Genomic DNA, 11,544 nt, shown 5'->3' on the forward strand with positions numbered 1-11,544 from the left:
GCCTTGAGGCGAAGGGACCGGACGAATGCCAGCATCCCGACTGATTATTCTGAGCGTGGCCGTGGCCGCGGCGGGTGGCGCGGGTTATGTCGCGAAGAACATGGTAGTGGCGCCGCCGGCTCAAGTCGTCGTCAACGCTCCCAAGCAGCCGGCGATCGCGCTGCAGGACGTGCTGGCGCTTTCCGGCGATGTCGCAATGGGCAGCCAGCTCGGTGACAACATCAGGTGGGAGCAGTGGCCGGCGAGCGGCATCAACGCCAATTTCATCACCCGTGCGGCCGAACCGGACGCAGTCGAAAAGCTGAAGGGCTCGGTGGCGCGTGTAGCCATGTATGCCGGTGAGCCGTTGCGGCGCTCCAAGCTGGTCGGCGAGGGGCAGAGCTTCATGTCCTCGATCCTGCCGTCCGGCATGCGCGCGGTCGCGACCGCCATATCGGCCGATACGTCCGCCGGCGGCTTCATCCTGCCCAATGACTTCGTCGACGTCATCATGACCCGGCGGGCCGACGCCAGCAATGGCGGCAGCGGCTTCAATACCGAGACCATCCTGAAGAACATTCGTGTCCTGGCCATCGACCAGACCATCCAGGAGGACGAGGAAGGCAAGAAGACCAGGGTCGGCCAGACCGCGACGCTGGAGCTCACGCCGCAGCAGGCGGAGATCATCACGGTGGCGCAGCAGATGGCGGACCGCCTGACCCTGGCGCTGCGTTCGATCACCGACACGAATGAGAAGAACCTGGGCGAGGCCGACTATCTGGTGAACGGCAATGGCCGGCGCGGCACGGTGCGATTGATCAAGTCGGGCCAGGTTTCCGAAGTGGGAGCAAGGAAATGAGGCTAATCGGCAAACTGCCCGTCATCGCGGCGGCCGCAATCGGCCTGTTCCTGATCGGCACCAATGCACCTGGGCCCGTCGAGGCAAAGGCCGCGAACAGGGCAGCGGGTGTGACGGCCTCGGTTGCCTCGCAGCGCGTCAAGCTCGGCCTCAATAAGTCGGTGGTCATCGACCTGCCGAGCGACGCCTACGACATACTCGTCGCCAATCCCGCGGTCGCCGACGCAGTGACGCGCACGGCGCGCCGCATCTATCTGTTCGGCAAGGCGGTCGGCGAAACCAACATCTTCGTCTTCGGCCCCAACGGCGAGCAGATCGCCAGTCTTGACCTGGCGGTCGAACGCGATGTGGCCGGGCTGGATGACTATCTCAAGCGCTTCCTCCCGACGTCGCAGATCAAGGTCGAGCTGCTGAACGACAACGTGATTCTCACCGGCAATGTCGATACACCGCTCGACGCCAAGCGCGCCGTCGACCTGGCCACCATCTTCGTCTCGGGCGGTGAAGCGACGACCGGCCAATATTCGCAGACGGCCGCCGGCGGGTCCGCCAATGGCGGCGTCGACATCAACAATCCCGACCAGGAGCGCCGGGTCTCCAAGATCGTCAATCTGCTGCAGATCATCGGCGACGATCAGGTGACGCTGAAGGTCACGGTGGCCGAAGTCAGCCGCTCGGTGATGAAGCAGCTCGGCGTCAACATGATGGCCAGCGGCGGCAGCAACGGCATCTCCTGGGGCGCGCTCAGCGACCCTTACACTGGTCTCGGTAAGCCGCTGTCGAACGCGGGCCTAGGTATCAGTGCGTCCGGGCTGCAGTCCTATATCAACGCAATGGAGCAGTCGGGGGTCATGAAGACCTTGGCCGAGCCGACCTTGACCGCCGTGTCGGGGGAGAAGGCGACCTTCAAGGTCGGCGGCGAATACAACATGGTGACCAATGTTTCCGCCAACGTCTCCAACGACAACCAGACCGGCCTGAAGACCTATCAGATCGAGAAGATCGAATACGGCATCGGATTGGAGTTTCAGCCGGTGGTGCTGTCACCCGGCCGCATCAGCCTGAAGGTGAGAACGTCGGTTTCCGAACCGACAACCGAGGGCTCCGTGTCGGCATCCACGGATAACAGCAGCATCGGCATGAACGCTTTGTCGCTCCGCAAACGCCTGGCCGATACGACGGTGGAACTGCCTTCCGGCGGCTCGATGATGATCGCAGGCCTCGTGCGCGACGACGTCAGGCAGGCCGTCGTTGGATTGCCCGGACTGACCAAGATTCCGGTGCTCGGCGCGCTCTTCCGCAGCCGCGACTTCGTGCGCAACGAGAGCGAGCTCGTGATCATCATCACGCCCTATCTGGCGCGGCCCGTGGCGCGCAACGAATTGGCCAAGCCCGACGATAATTTCAATGCGCCGAGCGACGGCGCTGGCATGTTCCTCGGTCGCGTCAATCGCGTCTACGGCACCATGCAGACCGATAGGCCACCTGGCCGTTACCACGGCGTTGTCGGCTTCATCTACAAGTGAGCGGGAAAGCGGACATGTCCAACTCAACATTGAAGGCCATGACGATCGCAGCGGCACAATCGGGCCGCGGACGGTTCCGCGGGTCGGCTCCGGTCCTGGCGATCGCCCTTGCGGCGTCGCTCGCCGGATGCGCCAACTTCCATCGCGATAGTGTGACAGTGGGCTCCATTCCGGACGACTACCGCACCAATCATCCGATCGTTATCGCCGAGAAGAACCAGAAGATCGACCTCCCGGTCGGCGCCGGTGATCGCGGCATGACGGCTTCGCAGCGCGACACTCTGCTCGGCTTCCTCGACGGCTACGACAGGAGCGCCGCGCCGGCGCTGACGATCGCGGCCCCGGTGGGTTCCGCGAACCAGGCCGCCGCCCAAGCCGCGAGCCGCGATTTCGCCAGACTTGCGATGGCCGCAGGCGTCAAGCGCAACAATATCATCATGACCTCCTATCAGTCGGCCGTGCCCGAGGCTTCGGCGCCGGTCCGCGTGGCCTTCGTGGCGGTGAGGGCACAGACCGACAAATGCGGGCGTTGGCCCGAGGATCTGACCGAGACTTCCGAGAACAAGCACTACGCCGATTTCGGGTGCTCCTATCAGAACAACCTCGCCGCCCAGATGGCCAATCCCAACGATCTGCTCGGGCCACGCAAGCAGTCCGACATCGATGCCGAAAATCGCGGCGCGGTGATCGACGTCTATCGGGCGAGAGGCATTTCGGATGAGTTCCTCGGCAATTCGGAAGTGACTTACTGAGCCCGCGGCGGATCACGGAAAGAGCATGACGATGAGCAATCTTGCCTACGACACGCCTGCCGATACCGGCGATCTTTCGCAACAGGACATCGCCGCCATGCAGGCGCTGCGCCCGGTGCCGCGCATCTCGATCCAGGCTTTCTGCGAGACCGAAGGCGTCGCAAATCCGATCGGGCGCGCCGGCGAGGATCGTCGCATGGCCAAGGCCCATCTCAAGGTCCATATGGGCGGCATCGCCACCGCGATCGAATTCTACCAGTCGGCGCCGACGCCAAACCTGATCCTGCTGGAATCGCGCAGCGAGCCGAAACAGCTGCTGGAGCAGCTCGCTCAGCTCGCCGAATACTGTGATCCGACCTCGAAGGTCGTGGTCATCGGCCATTACAACGATGTCGGCCTCTACCGAGAGCTTATCCGTTCGGGCATTTCCGAATATGTCATCGCGCCGGTCTCGATGACCGATATCGTCAGCGTCGTCTCGTCGATCTTCGTCGATCCCGAGTCCGATCCGATCGGCCGCTCCATCGCCTTCATCGGCGCCAAGGGCGGCGTCGGCTCCTCGACGATCGCCCACAACGTCGCCTGGGCGATGTCGTCCTTGTTCAAGTCCGAAGTCGTCGTCGCCGATCTCGATCCCGCCTTCGGCACCGCCAATATCAACTTCGACCGGGACCCCGCGCAGGGCATCGCCGAGGCGGTGTTTTCGCCCGAGCGCGTCGATGAGGTCTATCTCGACCGGCTGCTCGCGCAATGCGCCGAGCATTTGTCGCTGCTGGCGGCACCGTCCACGCTCGAGCGCGTCTATGATTTCGATCCGGACGCCTTCTCCCAGGTCATCGAAACGGCGCAGCGCAGCGCGCCCTTGCTCGTGCTCGACGTCCCTCACGTCTGGAGCGGTTGGACCAAGAGCACGCTGATCAAGGCCGACGAGATCGTCATCACGGCCACGCCAGAACTCGCCAATCTGCGCAACACCAAGAATATGGTCGACATGCTGAAGCGGCTGCGTCCGAACGACCCGCCGCCGAAGCTGATCATCAACCAGGCGGGCGTTCCGAAACGCCCGGAGATCGCGGCATCGGATTTTTCCGAACCGCTCGGCATCACACCCATGGCGGTGATCAATTTCGAGCCGCTGCTGTTCGGCAACGCGGCCAACAACGGCCGCATGCTCGGCGAAATGGACGCCAAGAGTCCGGTTGTCGGCACGATCAACGAAATAGCGCATGTGCTGACAGGGCGCAGCGAGATCAAGGCGAAGAAGAAGGCAAGCCTTGGAGCCATCCTCGGCAAGCTTTCACGCAGCAAGAAGTGACGCTCGCTGAGCGGCATCGGGTAGTCGATCATGTTTGGTAAAAGAGGCACAGACGACGGCAGCCGGGCAGCTCCCGAATTCCGTCCGCCAGCACCTCCTCCGGCCGCTCCCGCTCCGGCTGGGACGATCGCTGTCGATCGGCCGGCCGCGCCCGCGCCGAGCACGCCCGCCGCGTCCCCCGTTCGCCGTCCGGTGGAGGCGCCGCCGATGGCGCCCGAGCCGCCGAAAAGGGTCCAGCGCGAGCGCAGCGAAACCTACTATGACACCAAGAGCCAGGTGTTTTCCGCGCTCATCGACACGATCGATCTTTCGCAGCTCGCCAAGCTCGATCCGGAAAGCGCGCGCGAGGAAATCCGCGACATCGTCAACGACATCATCGCGATCAAGAATTTCGCGATGTCGATCTCCGAGCAGGAAGAGCTGCTCGAGGATATCTGCAACGACGTGCTCGGCTATGGGCCGCTGGAGCCGCTGCTCGCGCGCGACGACATCGCCGACATCATGGTCAACGGTTCAAAGAACGTCTACATCGAAGTCAACGGCAAGGTCGAACCGACCAGCATTCGCTTCCGCGACAACCAGCAACTGCTCAACATCTGCCAGCGCATCGTCAGCCAGGTCGGCCGCCGCGTCGACGAATCGAGCCCGATCTGCGACGCGCGCCTTCCCGACGGCTCGCGCGTCAACGTGATCGCGCCGCCGCTGTCGCTTGATGGCACCGCGCTCACCATCCGCAAGTTCAAGAAGGACAAGCTGACGCTCGACCAGCTGGTCAAGTTCGGCGCCATCTCGCCGCAAGGCGCGGAGATCCTGAAGATCATCGGCCGCGTCCGCTGCAACGTCGTCATCTCGGGCGGTACCGGCTCGGGCAAAACGACGCTGCTCAACTGCCTGACCAACTACATCGATCGCGAGGAGCGGGTCATCACCTGCGAGGACTCGGCCGAGCTGCAGCTGCAGCAGCCGCACGTGGTGCGTCTCGAAACCAGGCCGCCCAATCTCGAAGGCGAGGGCGAGGTGACCATGCGCGATCTCGTCAAGAACTGCCTGCGCATGCGGCCCGAACGGATCATCGTCGGCGAGGTGCGCGGACCGGAAGTGTTCGACCTTCTGCAGGCGATGAACACCGGCCATGACGGCTCGATGGGAACGATCCACTCCAACAGCCCGCGCGAATGCCTGAACCGTATTGAATCGATGATCGCCATGGGCGGTTATTCACTGCCGCAGAGGACGGTGCGCGAGATCGTCGTCGGCTCGGTGGACGTGATCATCCAGGCGGCTCGTCTGCGCGACGGCTCGCGCCGCATCACCCACATCACCGAGGTGATCGGCATGGAAGGCGACGTCATCATCACCCAGGACCTCGTCCTCTACAACATCAAGGGCGAGGACGCGAGCGGCCGTCTGATCGGCGAGCATGTCTCCACCGGCATCGGCCGGCCGCATTTCTGGGATCGTGCCCGCTACTATGGCGAGGAGCAGCGCCTCGCCAACGCGCTCGAGGCCATGGAGAAACGCGCTGACTAGAGCAGTTCCAGGGAAGGTGCGTAGCGGTTTTCTGTCCGGAATTGCGTAAAAACAAATACTTAGAGTGGGTCAGCGCTTTTATAAAAAGCTGAACCGCTCTAGTGCATCTGGAGGTGTAGGGGACCCGGTCGATGTTCGGAATTGACACCACGGTTATGGCTTTCGTCGTGCTCGCGGGCCTCAGCGCCGGCGCGATAGCCTATGCCTTCCTGGTCAAGCGCATCGATAACGAGAAGCAGGCCGGCAAGCGCCTTGAAACGATCAAGACGGCCGAGACCGACCGATCGGTGGTGAAGGCTACGCGCGACCGCGCCGCGGAAGCGGTCAGACGGCGCAAGACGCTTCAGGATTCGCTCAAGCAGCTCGACGAAAAGCAGAAAACCAATGACCGCAACGTCAAGAAACCGCCGCTGAGGGCCCAGATCCGCCAGGCCGGCATGACCGTCTCCCTCGAGCGCTTCTACATCTACTCGGTGATCTGCGGCATCGTGCTTACGATCCTCGCCTTTCTTGCCGGCGCGCCGTTGCTGGTCCTGCCCGGCGCTCTCTTGGCCGGAGCCCTCGGCCTGCCGCGCTGGTTCGTCTCGTTTCGTCGCGCGCGCCGGGTGAAGGCCTTCCTGGAGGAATTCCCGAATGCCCTCGACATCATCGTGCGTGCGGTGAAGTCTGGTCTGCCGCTCAACGACGCGATCCGCCTGATCGCCAATGAATCCCCGGAGCCGGTCCGCTCCGAATTCCGCCGTATCGTCGATTCCCAGCAGATGGGTATGTCGATCCCCGATGCCACGATGCGCATGTCCGAGACCATGCCATGCACCGAGGCCGGCTTCTTCGGCATCGTCATCCAGATCCAGTCGCAGGCCGGCGGCAATCTCTCCGAAGCGCTGGGCAACCTTTCGCGCGTGCTGCGCGACCGCAAGAAGATGAAGGCCAAGGTACAGGCGCTGTCGATGGAAGCAAAGGCATCCGCCGTCATCATCGGCGCCCTGCCGTTCGTCGTCGCCTTTCTCGTCTATCTGACAAGTCCGAACTACATCATGCCGCTATTCACCACCAGCGTCGGCAATCTGATCCTCGGCTGCTCCGGCGTCTGGATGTCGATCGGCATCCTGGTGATGCGCAAGATGATGAACTTCGAAGTGTAGGGACGCGGATCCAATGACAGACCAGGTCGTCAAGACGCTAACCGATCCTTCGTTTCTTATCGCGCTCCTGGTCGGCATCGCGGTTTTTGCGACCGTCTTCACGCTCCTGCCTGCGCTTGGCGGCAATCAGCTCAAGGCGCGCATGAAAACCGTGGCGCTCGAGCGTGATGAGCTGCGCGCCAAGCAGCGTCAGCGGCTCGCCAATGAAGCCGATCGCCGCCGCAAGGGTTTGCGCGAGGAACAGTCGATCGGCATGCGCAACATCGTCGAACGGCTGGATCTCAAGCGCGCGCTTGCCGACGAAGGCACGCTGCAGAAGTTGAAAGTTGCAGGCTTCCGCGGCCAGAATCCGCTGACGCGCTTCCTGTTCTTTCGTCTGATCCTGCCCTTTGTCGGATTCGCGCTCGCGGCGATCTACCTGTTCCTTCTCGGCGGTCTGGCGCAGCAGCCTGCCTTCATCAAGCTGTTCGTCTGCATTCTTGTAGCCTATGGCGGCTTCTATGCGCCGATCCTCTACGTCAACAACCGCGCCACCAAACGCAAGCAGTCGATCCAACTGGCATGGCCGGACGCGCTCGACCTGATGCTGATCTGCGTCGAATCCGGCATGTCGGTGGAAGCAGCGCTTCGCAAGGTCGCCGACGAGATCGGTACTCAGTCCGTCGCCCTCGCCGAGGAATTCGTGCTCACCAATGCCGAGCTCTCCTATCTGCAGGACCGCAGGGTCGCTTACGAGAACCTGGCAAGCCGCACCGGTCTAGATTCGGTGAAGGCGGTGACTCAGGCCCTGGTCCAGGCGGAGCGCTACGGCACGCCGGTGGCGCATGCGCTGCGCGTGCTCGCCTCAGAAAGCCGCGACATGCGTATGAATGCGGCCGAAAAGAAGGCCGCAGCACTGCCGCCGAAGCTCACCGTGCCGATGATCCTCTTCTTCCTGCCGGTTCTGTTCGCCATCATTCTAGGGCCGGCCGGCATCCAGGTCAGCCAGCGCGGCATCTTTGGCGATCAGCACAATTCCAGCAGCCAATAGGCGAAGCCATCGAAGTCATGACAGAAGCCGCGTGGCAGGCGCCGCGCGGCTTTGCTGTCTGGCCCAGCCTTGAAGCAATTCCAGGAAAAGTGTGTAACGGTTTTCCGTCCGGAATTGCGGAAAAAACAAACAGCTAGAGCAACTCGCGGTTTCCGTAGAACGATGACCTCTGTAGGTGCCGGGCAGTCAGTTGGTCGCGACCTTCGCCTTGCCCTTGTCCTGATCCTTGAGTTGGCTCCAGGCATTCTGCTGCGCAAGCATCTGGCGCAGATAGGCGATATTGGCCTGCGCCTGCTCCGGCGAAAGCTCCTGCGAGGCGATCTTTTCGGCCTCGTCGAAACGACCCTGCAGGCCGACGACCAGCGCCAGGTTCTGCCGCACCCGGCTGTCGGCGTTGGGTTGCTGCGCGGCCGAGCGCATATAGGTCTCGGCGGTGCGCAGATCCCCCTCCAGCACATAGGACATGCCGAGATTGGAAAGGATCGAGGGTTCGTTCGGCTTGAGCTCGAGCGCCTTCCGGTAGTCCTGACGTGCCTCGTCCCGCTGCCCCATCTGGTCAAGGATGGCGGCTTCAGCCGAAACCAGGCGCCAGTCCGGATATTCCGGCGTCTGCGCGCGGCGCACCGCATCGAGCGCCTGCTCGAACTGCCCGTTGGCGGCAAGCGCCTTGCCGTAGGCGGCGAGCACGTCGCGGTCCTTGGGGTAGGCTATCGCGAGCTTGCGCATCACCGCCAGCGACTGGTCGGCGTCGCCATCCATCTGCAGCGCCGCGGCATAGTTGGTGGCGATGCGTTTGTCATTCGGGTTCCGGGCGTAGGATTCGCCGAGCCTGGTCGTGGCACTGTGCAGTTCGCTGGCCGACATCGTTTCCAGGGGCCGGTTGTCGGAGCGGGAAATGGAGCCGGTCGTGAACTTGCTGGTACTGCCGCAGCCGGCCACGCTGGCCGCCAGCACCGCCATCAATGCCGTGGTGACCAGACGCTTGCTTGTGAAGGTCAACGCTTTGATCGGCATCGGCGCCTATCTCCATTCCTGCGCGGCCATTAAGCTGGCCGTCTTCCCTCCCACAGAAATATTCTGTTAACCCTAACGGATCGTTAAGAAGCCGACTCGCCGTGCCGGCCGGAGACCATCGAATGCCTGTCGAACTTATTGACCAGAAACCGGAAGCAGCCTTGCCAGTCTACCTGGTGGGAAAGGATGGCCTCGACGGCACTGGCCTTTCCCCTTCCGTCATCGCTTGGGCACGGGCCAACGGCTTTTCCGGCGAGGCGGGCCGCACGCTCGTTCTGCCGGCCGAAGGTGGCGGTCTCGCCGGCGCGCTGTTCGGCACCGGCGACGGCGAGAGCCAGCTTGCCGTGGGCGCCCTGGCGCGGGCGCTGCCCGAGGGTGAATGGCATTTCGCTCAGGATCTGCCAGCGCCCGATCTTGCGGCGCTGGCCGTCGTCCTCGGCGGCTACGCCTTCACCCGCTACGGCAAGAAACCCGGCAGGGCGTTGCGCTTCGCGCTGCCGTCGGGCGCCGACGGCGCGCATGTGCGCCGCACCGCCGAGGCTATTTTCCTGACGCGCGATCTCGTCAACACGCCGACGAGCGACATGGGGCCGGATGAGTTCGAGGAGGCTGTCCGGGCATTGGCAGCCGGGCACGGCGCCGACGTCTCCGTCGTCAAGGGTGACGATCTCCTGGCGCGGAATTTTCCGATGATCCATGCCGTCGGCCGCGCCTCGGCCGGCGCGCCGAGGCTGATTGACATGACCTGGGGCCCGAGCGACGCGCCGAAGGTGACGCTGGTCGGCAAGGGCGTCTGCTTCGACACCGGCGGCCTCGACATCAAGCCGTCGTCGGGCATGCTGCTGATGAAGAAGGACATGGGCGGCGCCGCCAACGTGCTGGGTCTCGCCTCGATGATCATGGCGGCGAAACGGAATGTGCGGCTGCGCGTGCTGATCCCTGCGGTCGAGAATTCGATCGCCGGCAATGCCTTCCGGCCTGGCGACGTGCTGAGGAGTCGCAAGGGGATAACGGTGGAGATCGGCAACACCGATGCTGAAGGCCGGCTAGTGCTGGCCGACGCTCTGGCGCTTGCCGACGAGGAAAGGCCGGCCCTGCTGTTCGACATGGCGACCTTGACCGGAGCGGCCCGTGTTGCGCTCGGCCCCGATCTGCCGCCCTTCTACACCGGCGACGAGGCACTGGCGTCCGACCTGGCTGCGGCTTCGGTTGCTGTCGAGGATCCGCTGTGGCGCATGCCGCTGTGGCGTCCCTATGACGCGAAGCTTTCCTCGAAGATCGCCGACGTCAACAATGTCACGACGGACGGCTTCGCCGGATCGATCACGGCGGCGCTCTTCCTCAAGCGCTTTGTCGAGAAGACCCCCGGCTGGGCGCATCTCGACATCTTCGCCTGGAACCCGAGTGATCGCCCATACGGCTTGACGGGGGGTGAAGCGCAAGGCATTCGCGCGCTGGAACGAGTGATCTCGAAGCGCTTCTGGTGAGTGTGACGAGAAAACTGGAAAAGCCGTCGCGGACTGAAACGGAAGCGAAACAATTTCCCGTCATGCTTGGCGGATGTCGATCTCGATGCGCCCGAGCCAGGCCTTGCGACTGTGGCAGCAGGTATTGCTGTCGCAGGTGCGCGACGACGCGCCCGACCTCACCATGCGCCAGACCGCGATCCTGCTCACCATCTACCTCGATCCGCCGCCGCATACGGTGCGCGGGCTGGCCGCGAGGCTCAACGTCACCAAGCCGGTCATTACCCGCGCGCTCGACACGATGGGCGCGCTGAAGCTGGTCTCGCGCCACCGCGACGAGCTCGACAAGCGCAACGTGCTGATCCGGCGCACGGTGGAGGGCGCGCTCTTTGTCGAGCGCTTCGGTGATGGTATCGTCGCAAAGGCGCATGAGCTGCCCATCTGACCGACAACTCGTCTGTCTGACCGATAAACCCATTTGACTGGACTACCGATTTGACCGCCAGGGATGCCCGCCTTCACGCCTTTCGTTCCGATCTCGCCGATGCCAGGCTGAAGGGGCAAGTCGCCGCCGACCGCTTTGTCGCCGGCCGCCCGGCGCGGATCACCGCCGCCGTCGCCGACCTGCGCAAGGCTCCGCGCCCCGATGCCGGCATCAACACGCAGGCGCTGTTCGGCGAGGACGTGCTGGTCTTCGAGGTTGCGGAAGGCTGGGCCTGGGTGCAGGCCGAGCGCGACGGCTATGTCGGCTATGCCGCCGACAATGTACTCGGCGCACGTGAGCATGCGCCCACCCACATCGTCTCCGTGCCGCGCACCTTCCTCTATCCCGGACCGGACCTGCGCTTCCCGATCGGCGGGCAACTGTCGATAGGCCCCGCGGGGACGGCGACGGGTTCCGCCGAAACGCGCGGCACGCACTACGCGC

General features: G+C 63.7%; 10 protein-coding genes and 1 pseudogene. 10 read left to right on the forward strand and 1 reads right to left on the reverse strand.

Annotated features, from left to right (window positions below; all coding sequences use genetic code 11):
• Positions 1–25 precede the first annotated feature (25 nt).
• From cpaB to EOA60_RS05320, 7 genes are all read left to right on the forward strand, one after another.
• Positions 26–838: a Flp pilus assembly protein CpaB gene (gene cpaB / locus EOA60_RS05290; RefSeq protein ID WP_067324575.1), complete on the forward strand. Its 813-nt coding sequence runs from the start codon at positions 26–28 to the stop codon at positions 836–838.
• Entirely contained in the window at positions 835–2,364 is a 1,530-nt protein-coding gene (locus EOA60_RS05295; RefSeq protein ID WP_067324577.1) for a type II and III secretion system protein family protein, read from the forward strand. The genes cpaB and EOA60_RS05295 overlap by 4 nt, the downstream gene beginning before the upstream one ends.
• Before the next feature lie 14 nt (positions 2,365–2,378).
• Complete coding sequence (locus EOA60_RS05300) at positions 2,379–3,116, forward strand: CpaD family pilus assembly protein (RefSeq protein ID WP_095824213.1); 738 nt, start codon at positions 2,379–2,381, stop codon at positions 3,114–3,116.
• Between the two features lie 31 nt (positions 3,117–3,147).
• Positions 3,148–4,431, forward strand: a complete 1,284-nt coding sequence (locus EOA60_RS05305; protein WP_206628097.1) for a CpaE family protein — start codon at positions 3,148–3,150, stop codon at positions 4,429–4,431.
• Positions 4,432–4,461: 30 nt separating this feature from the next.
• On the forward strand, positions 4,462–5,961 hold the full coding sequence (locus tag EOA60_RS05310) for a CpaF family protein (RefSeq protein ID WP_067324583.1): 1,500 nt from the start codon (positions 4,462–4,464) through the stop codon (positions 5,959–5,961).
• Positions 5,962–6,092: 131 nt separating this feature from the next.
• Positions 6,093–7,106, forward strand: a complete 1,014-nt coding sequence (locus tag EOA60_RS05315; protein ID WP_095824212.1) for a type II secretion system F family protein — start codon at positions 6,093–6,095, stop codon at positions 7,104–7,106.
• Between the two features lie 13 nt (positions 7,107–7,119).
• Positions 7,120–8,136: a type II secretion system F family protein gene (locus tag EOA60_RS05320; protein ID WP_095824211.1), complete on the forward strand. Its 1,017-nt coding sequence runs from the start codon at positions 7,120–7,122 to the stop codon at positions 8,134–8,136.
• A 186-nt stretch (positions 8,137–8,322) separates the two neighbouring features.
• Here EOA60_RS05320 and EOA60_RS05325 read toward each other — a convergent pair whose 3' ends face one another.
• On the reverse strand, positions 8,323–9,150 hold the full coding sequence (locus tag EOA60_RS05325; RefSeq protein WP_095799347.1) for a tetratricopeptide repeat protein: 828 nt from the start codon (positions 9,148–9,150) through the stop codon (positions 8,323–8,325).
• 122 nt (positions 9,151–9,272) lie between these two features.
• On the opposite strand from EOA60_RS05325, the gene EOA60_RS05330 reads away from it, so the two are divergent.
• The 3 genes and pseudogenes from EOA60_RS05330 to EOA60_RS05340 all read left to right on the forward strand — a co-directional run.
• Entirely contained in the window at positions 9,273–10,637 is a 1,365-nt protein-coding gene (locus tag EOA60_RS05330) for a leucyl aminopeptidase family protein (RefSeq protein WP_095824210.1), read from the forward strand.
• A 73-nt stretch (positions 10,638–10,710) separates the two neighbouring features.
• Positions 10,711–11,061 carry a MarR family winged helix-turn-helix transcriptional regulator gene (locus EOA60_RS05335; protein WP_066996450.1) on the forward strand — a complete coding sequence of 117 codons (351 nt, stop codon included), beginning with the start codon at positions 10,711–10,713 and terminating at the stop codon, positions 11,059–11,061.
• A 50-nt stretch (positions 11,062–11,111) separates the two neighbouring features.
• Positions 11,112–11,544, forward strand: a pseudogene (locus tag EOA60_RS05340) (SH3 domain-containing protein); the annotation flags it as partial.

Origin of the sequence: Mesorhizobium sp. M1A.F.Ca.IN.020.06.1.1, from assembly GCF_004023265.1 — a bacterium.
Lineage (GTDB): Bacteria > Pseudomonadota > Alphaproteobacteria > Rhizobiales > Rhizobiaceae > Mesorhizobium.